The organism is Pseudomonadales bacterium, from assembly GCA_024234435.1.
Classification (GTDB): domain Bacteria; phylum Pseudomonadota; class Gammaproteobacteria; order Pseudomonadales; family Porticoccaceae; genus JACKOF01.
Genome location: JACKOF010000001.1, coordinates 1,084,649 through 1,103,424, shown reverse-complemented (window position 1 = coordinate 1,103,424; position 18,776 = coordinate 1,084,649). Strand labels below are relative to the sequence as shown.

Genomic DNA, 18,776 nt, shown 5'->3' with positions numbered 1-18,776 from the left:
GTAATGTGGGTAGAAATAAGCGGGAACTGCGGTAACAAACTTTAACACAGCTTCGGCTTTATACTGTAGCCTGAACGGGTTTGTATAGAGTAATTCATATAATTCATGACAGAAATCATTCTCTTCAACAAACCTTACGGTGTCCTCAGCCAGTTTTCATCCTCGGATGGACATACCGGACTATCGGCGTATATCCACAAAAAAGGCTTTTATCCTGCAGGCCGACTTGATCGTGATTCCGAGGGCCTTTTGCTGTTAACGGATAATGGAAAACTTCAGGCTCGTATCAGCGACCCAAGATTCAAGCTACCCAAAACCTATCTCGTTCAGGTCGAAGGGTTGATTACAGCGGATGCACTAAGGCAATTGAGCAACGGAGTGCTGCTTAACGATGGCCCTACACTTCCGGCTAAAGCTGAAGCTATCGACGCACCACAAATCTGGCCGCGAACACCTGCTGTGCGTATCCGCCAAAACCTCCCTACCAGTTGGTTGCGGCTGACAATAAGTGAAGGACGCAATCGCCAGGTTCGCAGAATGACGGCGGCCGAGGGCTTCCCTACTCTCCGCCTGATTCGTGAACAGATAGGAGAATGGAGGCTGAATGATTTGCAACCGGGTGAACATAACGTTCTGACAGTGCATTTACCCGTAGATAAAAAACACCCAAAAGGGAAACACACCCGTGCCCGATAGAATCCACTTGACTGTGGCCACTGTTATTGAAGATCAAGGACGTTATCTTATGGTGAGAGAAACGGACAAAGTCAGCGGCAAGAAAGTTTACAATCAGCCGGCAGGTCACGTTGAGCCAGGTGAAACACTTACCGCTGCGGCGATCAGGGAAACGCTTGAAGAGACGGGCTGGCAGGTAAACCTAACCGCTGTGCTGGGGCTGACAACGTTTACTGCCCCGACGAATGGTGTGACCTACTATCGTGTTGTATTTTCCGCAACACCCGTACAACAGGTGAGCGAGCTCATTGATGGCGATATCGACGAGGTACTCTGGCTGGACGAGCACGCCATTGCCGAACTGCAAGCGGAGTTTCGCAGCCCTCTGGTCATGATGGCTATTGAAGATTATCGCAGTGGCAAGCGATATCCATTGGATATGATTCGCGAGCAAAGCTAAAATCGCGCCCCTATGAACGCAACCTCAGAAAATACCACTCGCAACAGCCCCCCAAAAGTCATTGTTGGTATGTCCGGTGGTGTGGACTCATCTGTTACCGCTCTGCTGCTACAGCAACAGGGTTATCAGGTGGAAGGCCTGTTTATGAAAAACTGGGAAGAGGATGACGGCACCGAGTATTGCACGGCAAAGGAAGACATGAAGGACGCCCAGGCCGTCGCTGACAAGCTTGGTATCAAATTGCACGCTGCCAACTTCGCGGCAGAATACTGGGATAACGTGTTTGAGTATTTTTTGGCTGAATACAAAGCTGGTCGTACACCTAACCCGGATATTCTCTGCAACCGGGAAATTAAATTTAAAGTGTTTTTGGAATATGCCCAATTACTGGGCGCCGATTTAATAGCCACGGGGCACTATGTTCAGCGTCGTGATTACGAGGGTCATAGCCAGTTACTGAAGGGGCTGGATAATAATAAAGATCAAAGTTATTTTCTTCATGCCGTAACCGAAGAGGCTTTTGCAAAATCGCTTTTTCCTATTGGTGAAATGGAAAAACCTGCTGTCCGTAAAATCGCTGAAGAACACGGACTTGCTACAGCTCGTAAAAAAGATTCTACCGGTATCTGTTTTATTGGTGAACGCCGCTTCAAAGATTTTCTTGAACAATACCTGCCTGCACAGCCAGGAGACATTGAGACACCGGAAGGCGAAGTCATAGGGCGACACAGTGGCCTGATGTACCACACGCTAGGGCAACGTCAGGGGTTGGGTATTGGCGGCTTACAGAATTACAGCGAAGCGCCCTGGTACGTGGTTGGCAAAGACTTAAAACGCAATGTGTTGCTGGCTGCGCAAGGTAGTAACCACCCGCTGCTATTTACCAACGTATTATCTGCCGAGCAATTACACTGGATTAATGGTGAGCCTGAGAATCCGGTATTTCGATGCGTCGCCAAAACCCGCTATCGCCAACCGGATCAATCCTGTGCGGTAACGATTACCGGGAGTCATTGCCTGGTTATATTTGATCAGCCGCAACGAGCAGTCACGCCCGGCCAGTCTGTCGTATTTTATCAGGGCGACCTCTGTCTCGGCGGCGGAGTCATTGAACGCAGTTGGAACCAAGGAGCCGTATAGGTGTTAGCAAAACCCGTAAACCGCGAACAGGTTATTGCCCTCGGCGGTATTTTTCTTGCATGTCAGCTGGTAGACAATTTGGCCCGACACGGCTCAATACCGACTGATCAGTTTGATGTCTGTCTGCAAGCACTGTTGAACCAGAATCCGGAATCCACCGAACAGGTGTTTGGTTCACTTGTAAACGTGGAAGTGGGATTTGAATCCATGCAGGAGTTACTTACCCTGCAGGGTAAGGCAAACAATTCCAATGTCCTGCGTTACGCTGTGGGTGTCGTGTATCTGGCAAAAAAACTGCGTCATTCATCAAGGACGCTGGATCAGGTAGCACGAGGCATTGAAAAAGCAGACCAACAAGCTGATATCTTTGGCAGCAACCATGAGAATGTCATTGCCAATCTTGCCCAGCTTTACAAAGATACGGTAGGTACTTTCCGGTACCGGATTCAGGTCAATGGCTACCCGGATTATCTGCGGCAGGAAAACATTGCCTCACGCATCCGCTGTCTGCTGTTCAGTGCCATACGAAGCGCCGTACTCTGGAATCAGCTTGGCGGACGCCGCTACCATTTAATCTTCTGCAGAAAGCCTATTCTTCAGCATCTGCATGAGTTGCAAAGAAGTTTGTAAAATACCTTTTGCTCACTGAAAAAAGAATAGCTTTCCGGTAAAATCGCAACCTTTCCGTCTCACTCGAATTTAACCTTAACGTTGTGAATAACCAATGAATCTTTCCAGTCTTTCCGCAATATCCCCCATTGATGGTCGCTACGGCAGTAAAACTGCTGACCTACGCTCCGCTTTTAGCGAGTTTGGCCTGATTAAATACCGTGTTCAGGTTGAGGTGCGTTGGTTACAACAACTTGCCAACCACCCTGAAATTACAGAAGTGGCTTCTTTTTCTGCAGAGGCAAATGCTGTACTTGAAGCGCTGGTGGATAATTTTTCTGAAGCAGATGCTATCCGTATAAAAGAGATCGAAAGTACCACTAACCATGACGTTAAGGCGGTAGAATACTTTATCAAGCAATATATTGCCGAAAATGCCGAGTTAAACGCGGTTAGTGAGTTTGTTCACTTTGCCTGTACATCAGAAGATATTAATAACCTCTCCCATGCACTGATGTTGCGTGAGGGCCGTGATCAGGTTCTGTTGCCTCAAATAGAAAATATCGCCAATAAAATTGCACAAATGGGCCGTGATTTCGCTGAGATCCCCATGTTGTCCCGCACCCATGGGCAAACTGCTTCGCCCACAACCGTTGGCAAGGAAATGGCCAATGTCGCAGCGAGACTGTATCGTCAGATTGAACAAATTCGCCAGATTCCTCTCCTGGGTAAAATCAATGGTGCTGTTGGCAACTACAATGCACACCTTTCGGCTTACCCTGATATTGATTGGGTTGCCAATGCTCAAAGTTTTGTAGAAGGTCTGGGATTGCAGTGGAACGCTTACACCACTCAAATTGAACCACACGATTATATCGCCGAGCTTTTCGATGCTATTGCCCGCTTTAACACTATTCTGATTGATTTCGACCGGGATATCTGGGGTTATATCTCACTCGGTTACTTCAAACAGAAAACTGTTGCCGGTGAAGTAGGCTCTTCCACCATGCCTCACAAAGTAAACCCTATCGATTTCGAGAATTCAGAGGGAAATCTGGGTATTGCCAATGCGGTTTTTAATCACCTCAGCCAGAAGCTGCCGATATCCCGCTGGCAGCGAGACCTCACAGATTCAACAGTATTAAGGAATATGGGCGTGGGGTTTGGTTACAGTCAGATAGCCTATAGCTCAACCCTCAAGGGTATTAACAAGCTGGAGCTGAATGGCGAGCGGCTGGCGCAGGATCTCGAAAATGCTTGGGAAGTACTGGCAGAGCCAGTACAAACGGTGATGCGTCGTTACAATATTCCTGAGCCGTACGAAAAACTCAAAGCGCTGACCCGGGGCAATACCATTACCAAGGCAGCTATTCAGGAATTTGTTCAGACACTGGATATTCCCCAGCAAGCCAGGGACGAACTGATGGTTATGACGCCTTCCAGCTATATAGGCAATGCCGTCGCGCAAGCCAAGGCGATCTAATGTCGAAACAAACCATACTTGGCGAGATTTCTGCACAGCAGTTTCTCGCTGAGTATTGGCAGCAGAAACCTCTGTTGATTCGCAATGCTCTCCCTGATTTTGAGTCGCCGCTAAGTCCTGATGACCTGGCGGGACTGGCTCTTGATGATGACATCGAATCGCGCATTATTCTGGAGCAAGGGCCCTCAAGCTCGTGGGAATTACTTTGTGGCCCGTTCGAAGAACAAATCTTTCACGAACTGCCCAAAGATAAATGGACTTTGTTAGTTCAGGCCGTTGACTTGTGGGTGCCAGAGGTTAAGCAGTTACTTGAACATTTCAGCTTTCTTCCCCCCTGGAGGCTGGACGACATTATGGTGAGCTATGCTCCGGAGGGAGGTAGCGTTGGCCCGCATTTTGATTATTATGATGTTTTCCTGATTCAAGGTTACGGCCAACGTCGTTGGCAAATTGGCGGACACTCCGAGCAACAGAAGTGCAATGAAGAATCGCCACGAGTAGGCGGTACGCCCTTGAGAATACTCGATAATTTTGATCCCCTCGAAGACTGGTTGCTCAATCCCGGAGATATACTCTATTTACCCCCTCAGGTAGCGCACCATGGAGTTGCCGTCGGCGAAAGTATGACCTATTCCGTAGGTTTTCGTGCGCCCACAGCCGCCGAAATGCTTGGTGATTTGGCTACGGAACTGCTAGCCCGGCCCAATAGCCCGCATTATCAGGATCCGGTTTTGACTCCAGGTATGGCATCCGAAATGATTTCACCTGAATTTATCGGGCAAGCGAGAAAGCTGCTGAACAATATACTGGAAGATGATGCACTGCTGGCGGACTGGTTCGCCCGCTATATGACGACACCCAAATATCCGGAGCTGGTCGAGGAAACTGACGAGAGACGTGTTGCCAGGACTCAACTGCGGAAGTATGTGAACGGCGATATTGTTACTTAAATCCGGCAACAGTCCAACTTGTTAATCCAAACACTCACCCTGGCTGTTCTCCTCGTCTCTCGCCAGCTTTTCCAATATCCTGCGCGCGAATATCGCGGCACGGTCACCTTCCAATATTGCTGGTCTAAGCGACCAGAAATCCTTACCGTTCATTCTCTTTTGAACATCCGCAATCATTGGTTCGTCTTCTTCAACAAACGCCTTCATTACCAATGCTTCTATGCCCCTGGTAAGTTCTTCGCTGTCTTTCATAAAGGTTCGGAAGAGTATAAATCTATATGCAGTTGTGGCTTCATCTATGGGGGTTAGAAGTTGCGCTGACCCTATATACACACCTTTTTCACGCGGTTCACCGGCAGGTGTAATGCCAACCTCCAGATAATAGGACCCTGCCGGGTCCCAACGTAGATCATTCCAATAGTCCACTTTAGTTTCGTTTGGGATAACACCGTTATTATTAAACAGCGTTGGCATATAGCCGTCGTAGTTTAAGCGGTCACTATGAACCGTATTCCCTTCTTTTCTTGAATCAGTGGTCCCCCCAGCCATTGCGGTATTACCCAGAGTGGTTGGGTGTAAAAACTGACCGTGACTAAGATCTAACAGATTATCGATAATCAGCTCATAGTTTACTGGCATCTCAATCATGCCTTCACTGGTCATGGCATATTTGTCGGTTTCATTTAGCCAGTGGTAATCAGGAATATCCTCAGGGCTTGCCAGAGGTTCCTCTCCCATCCATATCCAAATTAATGTGTCTTTTTCTACAACAGAGTAGGTTTTAACCGTTGCATTCGGCGGGGAAAAGTTGGGGTCAAAGGGGTTGTAGACACACTTACCATTATCGCCAAAACGAAGTCCATGATAGGGACACTCTATTAAGTCACCGATTATTTTCCCCTTGTGCAGAGGAGCAAAACGGTGTGGACATTTATCTTCTAAAGCTATGAGGTTACCCGACTCTCCTCGGTAGAGAACGACATGCTCACCAATAATTTTCCGATGTGCTGGCTTAGCACCAATTTCACTGGACCAACCTGCCGTGTACCAAGTGTTTTTAATAAAATTGGTCATTGTTCCCCCCTTCCTACAACCCAGTATTTAGATGGCCCCATAGTTGTAGCTAAAATTATAGGTATATACCTAGCGTGCAGAAAATCGATCAAAAGTGATTGTTATCGAGTTTTATTTGGCACCAAAACTCTTTTAACATCAAGTAAGATCTCCATGTGGTATATCTTATGCGTCTTCTTCCTGAACCCTATTGATCACCAAACTCTTCAAGCTATGTCTTTCTCGTCAATGGCTTTGAAATCGTTGTTTGTACCTTTTAGCCACTCTGCCTTTAGAACTTGCCTAGACGATGGATAAGTCTCTGGCAAAATATTAAATGACATAATTCTATCTGTTCGAAAATGTCTGAATTCCTGTCTCATTTCACACCAAGCTGCAATTACCCTAATCTGCTCAAAGTAGGCCACCATAAAGGGCCAAATTACGCGCTTACTTTGCTTCCCTTTAACCTTGTAGACGATGGAGGTTTTTCGCTGTTCACGTATGGCCGCGCGTAAACTGCTAATATCAATCACATCTTTTGCTACCTTTGAGATTGCTGACAAAGATCTAGCCCCACTAATTGTTGTTTCAGGGATAACTAGCGCAGAGTTAAGTAATACCTTGCGTAAGTGCTCTGGAACGACGGCATTGATTTTGCCAATTAGACTATTGGCACTAGTCGCCAATGCTTTATCACCACTACGTGAAACCCATAAACTACCCAACAGGGCAGCTTCCAGTTCATCTGGAGTGAGCATCAATGGTTTCATTTCAAAATTCTTGTTAAGAACGTAACCTATTCCAGCTTCCTCTTGAATAGGCACATTCTGAATTTGTAGTTCTTTAATATCTCGGTATACGGTTCGAATCGACACTTCCAGCTTTTCGGCTAACTCTTTTGCTCGTATGGGGGCTCTTGCACTACGCAAAATCTGGATGATGTTAAACAGTCGGTTCACTGTAATTACTCCGATATTAATCCTGCGGCAATGACTTTTTAAACCCCTTTAACGCTGCTATCTGTTTATACCAGCGAGATATATTCGCTGTAGTGGGCATTGCATTAACAAACGCTAATTGAAAGATATTAGAGGCGAGAGACAAATCTGCAATAGTTGGATGCTCTCCGGCAAATACCTTCCTGCCCTCTAAATGTTCTTCCATAATTGTAAACAGCAGTTGAATGTTCTTTTCGGCCTGGATTGCTACATTTTGATCACCTTTCGCACCCAATATCATTCTATTTAACACGATATCTACTACCAGTGGCGAAAGTTGACATTGATTCCAATCCAGCCACTGCTCAACATTTGCGACTGTTTTAGTATTGTTGGGGTACCAGTCAAATAGCTGATGCTTGATACAAAGGTAACGTAAAATTGCATTGGACTCATGAATTTTTACATCACCGTCTATGAAGGTTGGAACCTTGTGGTTAGGGTTAATCTTTAGATAGCTCTCTGACATATGCTCATTAGCCATCAAATTTATGTTGTGATTTTCATACGGAATGCCGACTTCTTCCAACAAAGATATAACTCGGCGGCTATGTTGCGAAAGTGGAAAGCTAAATAATTGGTACATTGAAATTCTCCGGAATTGTTATTGGTGCTATTATCAGCACCCTTTTTCGATGTATAGCGTGCAAACTAAACATACCGAAAACATGTTAACAGCCCCCTACTGACACCTTTTGTCAGTAGTCTTCGTGAAGTAGAGGATTGAAGAGCTTTTCGTAAAGGGAAGAATTGCCAGTAACAATTTGAAGGGTTAGTTTCGTTGCGTTAGTTAACAGCAAGCATTGTTAATACCTGGCTGAGTTTATAGAATCACTCCTCTAAAGATTCAATTTTATTAGAGAGCCACCATGGAATTACTGTTTTCTTACGGCACCTTGCAACAAAAAGAAGTTCAGCTAGCAAACTTCGGTCGTGAGTTAAATGGCACCAAAGATGCCCTGCCCGGCTATATCGTGGGTGAGGTTGAGATTACTGATGAACGAGTACTTCGCGAGAGCGGTAAAAGATTTCACCCCATTCTACGGTTTACCGGTGATAGTGAAGATGAAGTCACTGGCACTGTTTTTGAAATAACCCCAGAAGAATTGGCGCGAGCAGATGATTACGAAGTCGATGCCTACCAGCGAATTTCTGCGCAGTTGACGTCGGGCATTACCTGCTGGATATATGCAGCCGCCGACGAAATAACGCTTCAAATTGATTAATGTGCGTTTATTTTTCGCTAATGGCAGCTCCACCCGGCCAACGATTATCGCTAGCACCTAATAACACATCTCCACTTTTCATAATGGATTGCGCGCGCCCTAACACTCGTTGTCGTTCTGTTATATGACCTTTTTGCTTTAGCAGCAGCTCTGTATCAGGGCTGATTCCCTCTTCTAACCAAACTCTGTCGGGCAACCATTGGTGATGAATACGTGGTGCGGCAGTGGCTTCAGCCAGATTCATATTAAAGTCCAGCACATTAAGCAACTGTTGCAGCACCACAGTGATAATGGTGCTGCCGCCGGGGCTGCCGGTAGCAATTACGGGTTTGCCATCTTTGAAAACCAGAGTGGGAGTCATTGACGATAACGGTCGTTTACCACCGGCTATTGCGTTCGCCTCGCCGCCCACTAAGCCGAAAGCGTTGGGTACGCCTGGCTTGGAGGAAAAGTCATCCATCTCATTGTTGAGTAAAAATCCTGCACCCTCGACCGAGATGCCACTGCCAAATGAAAAGTTAAGTGTGTAGGTGTTAGTCACTACATTGCCCTGCTTGTCCCATACCGAAAAGTGCGTGGTTTGCGGGCTTTCTTCGGCCAAGTTAAGACCCGGGCGGATATCGCTGGACACGCTGGCTTTGTTGACATTAATACTGTCAACTAGTGTCTGCGCGTAGGCTTTATCCGTCAAACGATCAAGCGGCACTGCGTAGAAATCCGGGTCACCGAGGTATTCACTGCGATCAGCATAAGCCCTGCGCATAACTTCAATCAGTCGGTGGAGGTACTCAGCGCTGTTATGCCCCAAGCTCTTCAAATCCCAGTTTTCCAGAATATTAAGCATTTGTATCAAATGAATACCGCCGGAGGACGGTGGGGGCATGGAAGCGACTTGGTAGCCTCGATAAGTGCCCATTACAGGCTCACGCTCTGCTACTCGATAGTTGGACAAGTCTTGCAGCGTTATCAGCCCTCCACCCTGCTCCATTTCCGCGACAATCTGTTTGGCAACATCGCCTTGATAAAAAGTCTCAGTGCCTTTCAGTGCAATACGCTTAAGTGTTCTAGCCAGATCTTTCTGGCGCCAGTGATCGCCTGGTGACAGAGCGGTGCCATCCTCGTTAAAGAAATAGCGGGAAGATGCCGGGTTTTTGCGCAGTTGCTTTTCGCCATACTGAAAAGAAAATGCCAATGGATAGCTGACTTGAATACCGTCCTCTGCCAATTTTATGGCTGGAGCCATTACCTGTTTTAATGAAAGCGAGCCATACTTTTCAAGCACATGGTTTAACCCCGCTACCGTGCCGGGAACACCCGCAGAACGGTGGCTAAAACGGGACAGCTGCTCATCCACTTCGCCTTGTTTATTCAGAAACAGATCGCGATGAGCCGCCACAGGGGCCATTTCACGGTAGTCTATGGCGACTGTGCGGTTTTCTTCTGCCAGATAAATCAGCATAAAACCGCCGCCGCCAAGGTTGCCCGCCTGAGGTAACGTCACTGCCAGCGCATAGCCTGTAGCTACCGCTGCATCAATGGCATTGCCACCTTTGCGGAGAATCTCTGCACCCACGCTGCTGGCGATTTTCTCTTGCGAAACCACCATACCTTTTTCACTGACCTCCGGGTGAAAACGGTCTCCGTATTGCACAAAAACGTTCGCGCTTGATAACACGGGTTGCGTTAACGTCAGCAACAGAAATATTGATCTAATCCAGAAATTCATTAAAAGGCCTTTTATTTTTTGGCAAAAATACCGCATCCTTAAACTGTGTATTTATCGTAATCGCCTACAACAGGCGAATCATTAAACCAGTAGACAGGTGGCTCGTGAAGGGTATTGATTACTTTCCCATTGACATAGATAGAACCAGTTGGAGCGCCTCCGAAGAGGCTATCACAAAAATTCGACATCAGGTGTTTGTAGAAGAGCAAAAAGTCCCTGTTGAACTTGAGATTGACGAATTTGATAAAAGTGCCGTTCACTGGCTGGCGTTTTCCCAGGGTGATAACGCTGTTGCTACAGCCCGACTGTTACCCGATGGTCGGGTTGGCCGCATGGCTGTGTTAAAACCGTTTCGAAATAAAGGCGTTGGCTCGGCTGTCATTCGACAAATTATTAAATACGCCATTCGTGAGAACGTTCCCGAACTTACTCTAAGTGCCCAGCGTAAAGCGATTCCCTTTTATGAGGGCTTTGGTTTTCAAAGCGAGGGCGATTTCTACGAAGATGCAGGCATTCCCCATAAGGAAATGCGTCTGCCGTTACATGTGCATAATCAGCGCTATCAGCAACAGAATAGATCCCGATTGCCTGAAGATGAAACCCGATTAAGACAACCGCTGAATGATAGTGAAGGCTTCTTTAATGCCGCCCAACAATTTATTCCGCAAGCCCATAAACAGATTCGTATATTCAGCGACCACCTGCTGCCTGAACTGTACGACGACCAACAACTGTGCGATGCCTTCATGGCCTTTGTTACCAGCAAGCCGTCAGCGCAAATTCAGATACTCGTTAGAGATATTGAGTGGCTGAGCCATCACACCCACAGATTGCACGAGCTGGGGTTGCGTCTTTCAAGCCATATTGAATTTCGCAAGTTAGACGACGAAGCCTCTCCCCTGCATACCGAGTTTATGTTGGTTGATAAAACCGGTATTTTGTACCAGCAAGAGCCGAACAGGTTTGTTGGGTACTGCATTCAATATGCCCCGCTGGAAGCCTCCGAACTAGCGGATGAATTTGATGCGCTATGGAATATCAGTTGGCCGGATCCGGCGCTAAGAAGGCTTCATATCTAGCTTATTTGTCTGATTTTCTATGTGCCAAGAAATCACCAATTTTTATTGGAGAGAATTCAAGGTGTTTATACCTTCTCTACTTCCAACTCATAAGTGGTGAACTGGCTGCCTAAAAACTCACTAACAAATACATTCCTGGCAATTTTTCGTAAGAACTTATACTCAGGTCGGGAATAAAGAAAATGAATGAAAACAGTTTTGTGGCCAAGCTCTTCTGCCCATGCCATAACATCTCGAAATATTTTTACCCCTACTCCCCAATAACGATCGTCAATAACGATCGCTATTTCATATTTGCCGTCTTCGGATTGAATGCCACACCAACCAGCCAATTGAGAATCAATTAACACTGCTCTGATTTTGCAGCCCTCGGATGAATCAAGCTCAACTTTGCCTGCAATCCAATCCTTAACCATTTCAGCGTTAAATAAATCATGCCTAACCAAGTGTCTTCTGAGATTTTCCTTGTTTAACAGAGGAATAAAGTCTTCAGAAACCACCTCATCAAGTTTGACGTATTCAATATGAAAATCCATTTTTAAGTGCCGTACAGCACGCTCAAAACGCCCTGCCACAGGGTTGTTCCTACCGAAGGGCTACCGGCCATTAGCTGGAGAAAGGCCTTACGGACTGAGCGCTTTAGTCTCGTGCAAAAATTAATGACGTGTTTTTATGTACTTACTCTGCAGAAAACTGTGCAAAAACTTCTTCGCCAGTCATATTTTTTGTTTCATTGGCAAAAGAGTAATACTCAGGCTTTTCTTCAATGAATATTTGATGGTCAAAGTTCAACTTGGAAGTCACATCAAATAGTCCGACAGGAATAATATACTGCCCCGTTTGTTTTAATTTATAGAATAAATGTGTACCACATTTTGAGCAAAAACCACGTTCAGCCCATTCTGACGATGCATAAGCGGTAATATTGTCTTCGCCAGAAATTTGCACTTCCGTATTACAGTCAACGGCCAACAACGGTCCGCCTGACCATTTTCTACACATACCACAGTGGCAAGCCCCCACATTTGACGACATAGACAATGCTTGTATTACCACTGCGCCACACAAGCAGCTACCCTTTGCTTCGATGGTTTTATTCATAACTATCTCCCTGTTGGTATTAAGACGCTGGACTTTCAATTTTTGATCGTATTTTTGATGCTATAACCTCCAAATCATTGGGGTCAGCTAACTCAGACGCATGCCCTTTTAAAAGGTTCGTTTTAAAAATAGAGCCAGGGAAAATATGAAAATGGAAATGAGGGACAGACTGCCCTGCTTTCTCTCCATTGTGTTGAAACACCGTTGAACCATTAAAGTTCATTGCCTTTTCAACAGCTCTACCCACAATTTGGACTGTGCGCATACAGGCCAAAGCCGCTTGATCCGATAAATCGTAAATTGTTACCGCAGGCTCCTTTGGTATTACCAGCGTATGCCCCTCTAATTGGGGCATAATGTCTAAAAATGCCAGCGTATGGTCATCTTCATAAACCTTAAAGCAAGGTAGTTCATTTCTGAGAATTTTTGCGAATATATTATTTTTGTCGTAGTTCAAACTTAACTCCCTCTCTGAATAGAATAATTACTTACAATATTCGATACTTATACTATCTATTTTTCGATAATATCAAATCGACATTGAGACGACACAGCCACATACTTGACAGTACAACCCTATTAATAGGGACTATTATGAGTACCCAAAGATACCAGATCACCATTTCCTCATCTCTGCACAAGATAACGGTCATAGGAACAGCGTAAAAATGGATCCAATCATTCTATTCTTTATACTTGGTATTCTTGCCGGGCTACTGCGCTCAGAATTACAACTCCCCCCTGCGATCTATGATTTTGTTACCATTCTGCTTCTTCTGGCCATCGGCCTAAAAGGGGGGGTTGAATTAGGCAAACAGCCATTTATGGCGCTACTACCCCAAATCATTGCCATTTTGGGGGTAGGTTTTCTTCTGCCCTTAATCGCATTTCCTGTTCTTCGGCATATCGGCGGATTTAAACGAGCAGATGCGGCATCCATTGCAGCCCATTATGGGTCAGTTAGCGTGGGGACTTTCGCTGTAGCAGTTGCCTATCTGAACTCACGACAGATCTTTTTCGAAGAACAGATGCCTTTATTTGTCGTGTTGTTAGAGATTCCCGCTATTCTAGTGGGTATTGTCCTCGCTCGCGGTTTCACGCGACAAACACAATGGGGCACTGTCATTCATGAAGTGCTGCTGGGGAAAAGCATTGTACTGCTCGTAGGAGGCCTCTTAATTGGTTGGATTGCTGGCGCAGAGAAGCTCGGGGCAATCAAACCAGTATTCTTTGATCTTTTCAGCGGTATATTGGCGTTATTCTTGCTGGAAATGGGGTTAATTACCGCGAAGCATGTAAGTAGCTTAAAAATATACGGTCTGTTTCTGCTAGGTTTTGGGATCGTGATGCCATTATTTTCCGCCTGTATCGGCGCAAGCATCGGCTGGTTATTGGGGTTATCCATAGGAGGTACAGCCATGTTAGCGACACTCATCGCTAGCGCTTCTTACATAGCCGTACCAGCAGCCATGCGTATCTCAGTACCAGAAGCCAACCCGGCCTTATCCCTTACAGCCTCTCTCGGTGTCACTTTTCCGTTTAATGTCGTAATAGGTATTCCTGTTTACTACGCCTTGGCAAAATGGATGCACGTATTCTTTGGAGCATGAGACTCATGAGCAATCAAGTACTAAAACTTTTAACCATTGTTACTGAAGCCGCGCTTGAAAATACCTTGGCGAAGACCATAGAGCGCTTAGGTGCACACGGATATACTATAACCGATGCCAGAGGAAAAGGCGGCCGTGGTGTACGGAATGCGGCGTGGGAAGCCAGTCGGAATATTCGTATAGAAATCATCAGTGATGAAGAAACTATCGAAGCAATATCCGGCCATTTAAAAAATAATTTTTATGATAATTACGCGATGGTTTTGTTTAAAACGGATGTTGAAGTCACCCGTCCTGAAAAATTTAAAGGGTACTGCAAGTAAACCTGGAATAATCTGTAGTGAGGCTGCCATCCTCCAAGGCAGCACTTCAAGCAGCCTAACTCCTTCTAAAACATGCCGTTATTAATGGGGGGTGCACAGGAGCACGCAGTGCGGAGGTCCAGCCCCGTAGGGGCGAATGTGCCTGGCCTTGTTATAACTTTACTTGCTTTCATAGTAACTAAGCGCCTCTTCACACTTTGCGAGGCTGCAATTATTTTTAAGGATATATTTTAATGTATTTATAGATTCAGAGACCTTTTCACTGGCCTGTTCAATATTACCTGCGCTAATTTGAGACTGAACTTCAGACAGGACCATAAGCTGATTAATAGTGTTATCCGAAAGTGTTTGCTCAACGATAGCGCCAGATTCACGATCAATATGTTCGTTTACTACGGAAAAGCCAAAATATCCAAGGAGCGAGAAAATTAGAATACCTGCTAATAGTACCGTGATTCCTTTCATTGTGATCTGCGATCTCTCATGAGTTATAACGCCCAAAGCAGCGGTTTATCCGCTGCCTTTTCTTGTTATGCGTCGATTGTAGATCCACCATGATGAAACCAATGGGCAAATAATAATAGGTATGACATCTGGCAGATAGCTACTAAGAGAAATACCATTTAGGACGACTTCTTTAATGCCGTTCTCATCCTGAATAAGATCAAACGAACTATAGTAATGAATTAAATACGAGGCATAAACAGCTGGAATTACGACCAAACTTGACCATGCGAAATGCACAAATTTTCCCAAAATATAACCAATAATTAGGAAGCATATTCCAATAAAAGTCGTTCTAGTTAGCAGTCCAAATAAATATTCTAAAGATTTACTGTCTAGGTATCCTGCACGTACCAGCTTAATAGCAAACTCTGGGTAGGATAGACTAGCCCACAGACTGATCGATTCAAGATACAAGAAATACCCTATCGCTGAAAGAAAGGCGACATAAACTATTTGACCGAAGCATGTGAAGATTTTAATACGCATAGACATAATGATTCCTTCCAAGGGTGCTAGCCCCGCTATCGTGGGTTAGCCGAAACCAGAGCCATACTCTATGTGTTAAACCATAGACCTTGGAGGCTAGCACCATGCAAAACAATACCATTATTTACATCGGATTAGATACCCACAAAGAACACACTGAAGTGGTCCACACAGGCAGTGAGCGAGGAGCTGAGCTTGTGCATTCAGGCAAAATAAAAACCAGCAAACAAGGGTTCATCAAGCACGCGAGGCAATTGCAGTCCCGCTACCCACAAGCAACGCTGCATTTTGTTTACGAAGCCGGTCCCTGCGGTTATTGGGTTTATCGATTGCTGACCAGCCTGGGGCACCCGTGTTATGTGGTCGCGCCTTCACTCATTCCCAAAAAGCCTGGTCACAAGGTCAAAACCGATAAACGTGATGCACAAGCGTTGGCGCGTCTACTCAAAAGTGGTGACATTGACCCCATCTACGTGCCCGAACCGGAGGATGAAGCCGTCCGTGATTTATCCCGCGCACGCGAGCGAGCCATGCACGACCTGAACGATGCCAAATATCAACTCAAAGCCCTCTTGCTGCGCAATCACATACAGTATGCCGGAACCGCCAACTGGTCACTCAAACACCTACGCTGGTTAACCGAGATTATCCTGCCGCACCCCGCCCAACAGATAGTGCTTCAGGAAATGATACACACCATCACCGAACGAACAGCACGCGTTGAGCGGTTAGACAACGAGCTGACGCACCAAATCCAGCACTGGCGTTACTACCCCGTGGTAAAAGCCATACAGTCACTGCGTGGCGTTCGCTTATTGGTGGCCGCTGGTGTCATCGCTGAACTGGGTGATCTCACTCGCTTCGATCAACCCCGCCAGTTAATGAGCTATGTAGGGCTGACACCGAGTGAGCACTCCAGTGGCGGGAAAAGGCGGCTGGGGTCCATCACCAAATGCGGCAATGGTCGAGCGAGACGGTTGCTGATCGAAGCGGCGCACAGCTATCGTTATCCCGCCAACCTCTCCACCGCGATGCAAAAGCGCCAAGAAGGATTACCCAAAGACATCATTGATCATGCCTGGCAAGCACAGCAACGCCTATGCCGACGCTATCAACGGCTGTTACACAAAGGCAAGCATTACAACCTGGTCACCACCGCGATTGCCAGAGAGATCATCGCCTACATCTGGTCGATATCACGAGAAGTGGTGTTGTCCCGAGTAGACGAAAGCAAACGATTAGCGAGAGTACCCGCATGACATGTTTAGAGTTAGCGCATTGGATCAAGCAGCGGCAGTGGTGCAATCACCGACGGCGTTAGGTAGGTGACAGGTTTAAGAACCTGTTGATCCACGAGCATAGACTGAAGACAGGCACCACGACGGAACAAGTAAGGTTGGATAGGTCATTGGCAACGATGGCAACCCACGGATACCAGCAGGATAACCGACGAACTTACTGGCTTCATTCGATGCGTTAACTCGCCTATATAGTGATAGAGAAAAGCTCTGAAACAATGGGCCTAAAAAACAATGTGCCTATTGACAGAAGGAATCATACCAACGCTCCGCTAAACGGCGAGCGTCAGCGAGTCCGGTGGAGGCCACGTTTTTTGTGGCCGGAACGAATTTGAGCGGCTTGTTAAATCTCTATTTGTATTTTCTTTCATTGTTTACTAGCCGAAAGCGATTTTTTACCCATGTAAATTCAATAAATTCAGATGCAGATACTTCAGGAGTTTCGCAAAATGTTAGCTCTTGATTAAACTTGATAGCAAGGCCAGAGTCGTTGTTAATTATTTCGTAATACGGTTGTACGGGATTAACCGCGATAGAATTACCCATATTGCTACATATTTTTCCTGCATCTGAGTATGATCCGTTACTGACACCAACCCCATTTAATGGATAAAGTGCATATCCTGAAGCCGAGTCTGTTTTGGGAACCAGATGAAAAAGATGATAGCCTTCGCCATATGAGCCATGCCTTAATTGACTGGCTTTAAAAAGGACAAATTGCTTGCCTTCTTTGCTGTAAAACCTTTTTTCTATACTCAGATTTGGGTAGTGTGAATAACTATCTTCTTTACATGAAAGAGAGCCTGATTCTGCTTTGCAGTAATAAAACTTAGTAAAATAGCCTTCTCCGGCGGTGTATAGAAATTCTGTATTATTTAGTCTTTGACATAGCTGAGGTGTGACAGTGTTTTGTTCTGTGTATTCTTTAAGAATCTTGTAATCAGTTTTTTCTAAAAGATCGCCACATTTTTGAAAATACTCACCCGCATAACTTGTGTGCACAAATAGTGCAAATAATGCGGATATGTAGTATTTCACTCGATGGTTCTCCTAGAGATTTAACGCCAGCAGCAGGGGGCGACAAACCAGAGCGAAGCGGCGGTTTGGCGTTCCCGTTGCCTGCCTTTGTTATAAGCCTTTGTAATGACGCTTAAGTTGTTCATAATTTCTCTTAAGGTATAACTCTAGTGCAGTTCGTGCTTGGTTCAATGAAAACCAGTCTACGTGTAAATGCACAACACCTTGTTTTTTGGAAAGCCCAAACCACGAAGAAACCTCTCCGGGAAAGCTACACTCGGAAACAAATTGAATAGTACCCCCATCAGCTACGGAAGACAGCCAAATAAGATGTTTATTATCTTCAGTTACAGAAAGAGTTGGGGCGCATTTTTGAATTTTCAAAGCTTTCTCAGATTCACCTTGCCAATCAAAATCATCAAAGGCTTGTAGAGCTTGCTCACTACGCACATTAGCTTTTGTTTCTGATTCGTCATGTGAATTGTGCGCATACTGAAAGTTTAGATCCACAACATTCTCCTTGGCTTATAACGCTTGCTTGTGGGGCGAAATGCGCAGCATTTTGTCCCGCACCAAGCACTTGTTATGTTCATAGTAACTCGCGCCCCATATCGCTGAGTGAAGGCAAGGCTTTTGTGTAATGAGTAATTTGTTTTTTAAGTTTTTGAAGCTGCTGGTTGTATTCTTTAAGTTCATCTTCATGAGCTTTATTTATTCCATCGAGGGCCTGCTGATGTTTGTGTTGAAGAGAGGATATTTCACTACGGAGGGCATCCAAATCATGCTCGGCATTCTTGAGTCTCGTAGAGACATTTGCCAAGCGAATGGACAGGCCAAAAGCAGTAAGAAGGACGGCACTAAGAATTCCGAGGAATTGACTGGTGTGTATTTCCATGGTTCAGATTCCGTTCATTGAACATAACGCCCACATAAAAGGCGGAGCGTCAGCGACGTCCAGCGCAACGAAGTGGAGCGGTTTTTGATGTGCTTGTTAGTGTGCGCCAGGCACTGCCCAACCTTCACGGCTTCTGC

23 protein-coding genes are annotated in these 18,776 nt (G+C 45.7%); 11 read left to right on the top strand and 12 right to left on the bottom strand.

Annotated features, from left to right (window positions below; translation table 11 throughout):
- Positions 1-105 precede the first annotated feature (105 nt).
- The 6 genes from H7A02_05110 (at position 106) to H7A02_05085 (ending at position 5,317) form a co-directional block, all read left to right on the top strand.
- Positions 106-696, top strand: a complete 591-nt coding sequence (locus H7A02_05110) for a pseudouridine synthase (GenBank protein MCP5171630.1) — start codon at positions 106-108, stop codon at positions 694-696.
- Positions 686-1,135 (top strand): NUDIX hydrolase, encoded by a 450-nt coding sequence (locus H7A02_05105; GenBank protein ID MCP5171629.1) that lies wholly within the window; start codon positions 686-688, stop codon positions 1,133-1,135. The genes H7A02_05110 and H7A02_05105 overlap by 11 nt, the downstream gene beginning before the upstream one ends.
- 12 nt (positions 1,136-1,147) lie before the next feature.
- A complete protein-coding gene (gene mnmA / locus H7A02_05100; protein MCP5171628.1) occupies positions 1,148-2,275 on the top strand; it encodes a tRNA 2-thiouridine(34) synthase MnmA in 1,128 nt (375 codons plus the stop codon).
- Entirely contained in the window at positions 2,276-2,905 is a 630-nt protein-coding gene (gene hflD, locus H7A02_05095; protein ID MCP5171627.1) for a high frequency lysogenization protein HflD, read from the top strand. It begins immediately after the preceding gene.
- Between the two features lie 94 nt (positions 2,906-2,999).
- A complete protein-coding gene (gene purB, locus H7A02_05090) occupies positions 3,000-4,367 on the top strand; it encodes an adenylosuccinate lyase (protein ID MCP5171626.1) in 1,368 nt (455 codons plus the stop codon).
- Positions 4,367-5,317: a cupin domain-containing protein gene (locus H7A02_05085; protein MCP5171625.1), complete on the top strand. Its 951-nt coding sequence runs from the start codon at positions 4,367-4,369 to the stop codon at positions 5,315-5,317. The genes purB and H7A02_05085 overlap by 1 nt, the downstream gene beginning before the upstream one ends.
- Positions 5,318-5,338: 21 nt before the next feature.
- Here the strand turns inward: H7A02_05085 and H7A02_05080 are convergent, their stop codons facing one another.
- From H7A02_05080 to H7A02_05070, 3 genes are all read right to left on the bottom strand, one after another.
- Positions 5,339-6,391, bottom strand: a complete 1,053-nt coding sequence (locus H7A02_05080) for an aromatic ring-hydroxylating dioxygenase subunit alpha (protein MCP5171624.1) — start codon at positions 6,389-6,391, stop codon at positions 5,339-5,341.
- A gap of 206 nt (positions 6,392-6,597) precedes the next feature.
- The gene (locus H7A02_05075) at positions 6,598-7,347 is read right to left on the bottom strand and encodes a YafY family transcriptional regulator (GenBank protein MCP5171623.1); all 750 of its coding nucleotides are present in this window, start codon (positions 7,345-7,347) and stop codon (positions 6,598-6,600) included.
- Between the two features lies 1 nt (position 7,348).
- Positions 7,349-7,957, bottom strand: a complete 609-nt coding sequence (locus tag H7A02_05070; GenBank protein ID MCP5171622.1) for a glutathione S-transferase family protein — start codon at positions 7,955-7,957, stop codon at positions 7,349-7,351.
- 283 nt (positions 7,958-8,240) lie between these two features.
- Between H7A02_05070 and H7A02_05065 the strand changes: the two genes are divergently transcribed.
- A complete protein-coding gene (locus tag H7A02_05065) occupies positions 8,241-8,597 on the top strand; it encodes a gamma-glutamylcyclotransferase (protein MCP5171621.1) in 357 nt (118 codons plus the stop codon).
- Between the two features lie 7 nt (positions 8,598-8,604).
- On the opposite strand, the gene ggt is transcribed toward H7A02_05065, so the two are convergent.
- Positions 8,605-10,323, bottom strand: a complete 1,719-nt coding sequence (ggt, locus tag H7A02_05060; GenBank protein ID MCP5171620.1) for a gamma-glutamyltransferase — start codon at positions 10,321-10,323, stop codon at positions 8,605-8,607.
- A gap of 104 nt (positions 10,324-10,427) precedes the next feature.
- Between ggt and H7A02_05055 the strand changes: the two genes are divergently transcribed.
- Positions 10,428-11,402: a GNAT family N-acetyltransferase gene (locus H7A02_05055; GenBank protein ID MCP5171619.1), complete on the top strand. Its 975-nt coding sequence runs from the start codon at positions 10,428-10,430 to the stop codon at positions 11,400-11,402.
- A gap of 65 nt (positions 11,403-11,467) precedes the next feature.
- On the opposite strand, the gene H7A02_05050 is transcribed toward H7A02_05055, so the two are convergent.
- The 3 genes from H7A02_05050 to H7A02_05040 form a co-directional block, all read right to left on the bottom strand.
- Positions 11,468-11,938: an N-acetyltransferase gene (locus H7A02_05050; protein MCP5171618.1), complete on the bottom strand. Its 471-nt coding sequence runs from the start codon at positions 11,936-11,938 to the stop codon at positions 11,468-11,470.
- Between the two features lie 142 nt (positions 11,939-12,080).
- A complete protein-coding gene (locus H7A02_05045; GenBank protein ID MCP5171617.1) occupies positions 12,081-12,503 on the bottom strand; it encodes a GFA family protein in 423 nt (140 codons plus the stop codon).
- Positions 12,504-12,522: 19 nt separating this feature from the next.
- Positions 12,523-12,960 (bottom strand): HIT family protein, encoded by a 438-nt coding sequence (locus tag H7A02_05040; protein ID MCP5171616.1) that lies wholly within the window; start codon positions 12,958-12,960, stop codon positions 12,523-12,525.
- A 211-nt stretch (positions 12,961-13,171) separates the two neighbouring features.
- Between H7A02_05040 and H7A02_05035 the strand changes: the two genes are divergently transcribed.
- On the top strand, positions 13,172-14,113 hold the full coding sequence (locus H7A02_05035) for a sodium-dependent bicarbonate transport family permease (GenBank protein MCP5171615.1): 942 nt from the start codon (positions 13,172-13,174) through the stop codon (positions 14,111-14,113).
- 5 nt (positions 14,114-14,118) lie between these two features.
- Positions 14,119-14,436 carry a transcriptional regulator gene (locus H7A02_05030; protein ID MCP5171614.1) on the top strand — a complete coding sequence of 106 codons (318 nt, stop codon included), beginning with the start codon at positions 14,119-14,121 and terminating at the stop codon, positions 14,434-14,436.
- A gap of 159 nt (positions 14,437-14,595) precedes the next feature.
- On the opposite strand, the gene H7A02_05025 is transcribed toward H7A02_05030, so the two are convergent.
- Both H7A02_05025 and H7A02_05020 read right to left on the bottom strand, forming a co-directional pair.
- On the bottom strand, positions 14,596-14,901 hold the full coding sequence (locus H7A02_05025; GenBank protein ID MCP5171613.1) for a hypothetical protein: 306 nt from the start codon (positions 14,899-14,901) through the stop codon (positions 14,596-14,598).
- Positions 14,902-14,946: 45 nt separating this feature from the next.
- Entirely contained in the window at positions 14,947-15,435 is a 489-nt protein-coding gene (locus H7A02_05020) for a hypothetical protein (protein ID MCP5171612.1), read from the bottom strand.
- A gap of 98 nt (positions 15,436-15,533) precedes the next feature.
- On the opposite strand from H7A02_05020, the gene H7A02_05015 reads away from it, so the two are divergent.
- Positions 15,534-16,688 (top strand): IS110 family transposase, encoded by a 1,155-nt coding sequence (locus H7A02_05015; protein ID MCP5171611.1) that lies wholly within the window; start codon positions 15,534-15,536, stop codon positions 16,686-16,688.
- A gap of 390 nt (positions 16,689-17,078) precedes the next feature.
- Here the strand turns inward: H7A02_05015 and H7A02_05010 are convergent, their stop codons facing one another.
- The 3 genes from H7A02_05010 to H7A02_05000 form a co-directional block, all read right to left on the bottom strand.
- Positions 17,079-17,765: a hypothetical protein gene (locus H7A02_05010; GenBank protein MCP5171610.1), complete on the bottom strand. Its 687-nt coding sequence runs from the start codon at positions 17,763-17,765 to the stop codon at positions 17,079-17,081.
- Positions 17,766-17,855: 90 nt separating this feature from the next.
- Complete coding sequence (locus tag H7A02_05005; GenBank protein ID MCP5171609.1) at positions 17,856-18,254, bottom strand: hypothetical protein; 399 nt, start codon at positions 18,252-18,254, stop codon at positions 17,856-17,858.
- A 79-nt stretch (positions 18,255-18,333) separates the two neighbouring features.
- On the bottom strand, positions 18,334-18,639 hold the full coding sequence (locus tag H7A02_05000; protein ID MCP5171608.1) for a hypothetical protein: 306 nt from the start codon (positions 18,637-18,639) through the stop codon (positions 18,334-18,336).
- Between the last annotated feature and the right edge of the window lie 137 nt (positions 18,640-18,776).

Coding starts and splice junctions, on each gene's coding strand:
- H7A02_05045 (MCP5171617.1), bottom strand. CDS start 12,503: ATGAATAAAACCATCGAAGCAAAGGGTAGCTGCTTGTGTGGCGCAGTG.
- H7A02_05080 (MCP5171624.1), bottom strand. CDS start 6,391: ATGACCAATTTTATTAAAAACACTTGGTACACGGCAGGTTGGTCCAGT.
- H7A02_05070 (MCP5171622.1), bottom strand. CDS start 7,957: ATGTACCAATTATTTAGCTTTCCACTTTCGCAACATAGCCGCCGAGTT.
- H7A02_05050 (MCP5171618.1), bottom strand. CDS start 11,938: ATGGATTTTCATATTGAATACGTCAAACTTGATGAGGTGGTTTCTGAA.
- H7A02_05065 (MCP5171621.1), top strand. CDS start 8,241: ATGGAATTACTGTTTTCTTACGGCACCTTGCAACAAAAAGAAGTTCAG.
- ggt (MCP5171620.1), bottom strand. CDS start 10,323: ATGAATTTCTGGATTAGATCAATATTTCTGTTGCTGACGTTAACGCAA.
- H7A02_05025 (MCP5171613.1), bottom strand. CDS start 14,901: ATGAAAGGAATCACGGTACTATTAGCAGGTATTCTAATTTTCTCGCTC.
- H7A02_05000 (MCP5171608.1), bottom strand. CDS start 18,639: ATGGAAATACACACCAGTCAATTCCTCGGAATTCTTAGTGCCGTCCTT.
- H7A02_05085 (MCP5171625.1), top strand. CDS start 4,367: ATGTCGAAACAAACCATACTTGGCGAGATTTCTGCACAGCAGTTTCTC.
- H7A02_05015 (MCP5171611.1), top strand. CDS start 15,534: ATGCAAAACAATACCATTATTTACATCGGATTAGATACCCACAAAGAA.
- purB (MCP5171626.1), top strand. CDS start 3,000: ATGAATCTTTCCAGTCTTTCCGCAATATCCCCCATTGATGGTCGCTAC.
- H7A02_05020 (MCP5171612.1), bottom strand. CDS start 15,435: ATGTCTATGCGTATTAAAATCTTCACATGCTTCGGTCAAATAGTTTAT.
- mnmA (MCP5171628.1), top strand. CDS start 1,148: ATGAACGCAACCTCAGAAAATACCACTCGCAACAGCCCCCCAAAAGTC.
- H7A02_05035 (MCP5171615.1), top strand. CDS start 13,172: ATGGATCCAATCATTCTATTCTTTATACTTGGTATTCTTGCCGGGCTA.
- H7A02_05030 (MCP5171614.1), top strand. CDS start 14,119: ATGAGCAATCAAGTACTAAAACTTTTAACCATTGTTACTGAAGCCGCG.
- H7A02_05110 (MCP5171630.1), top strand. CDS start 106: ATGACAGAAATCATTCTCTTCAACAAACCTTACGGTGTCCTCAGCCAG.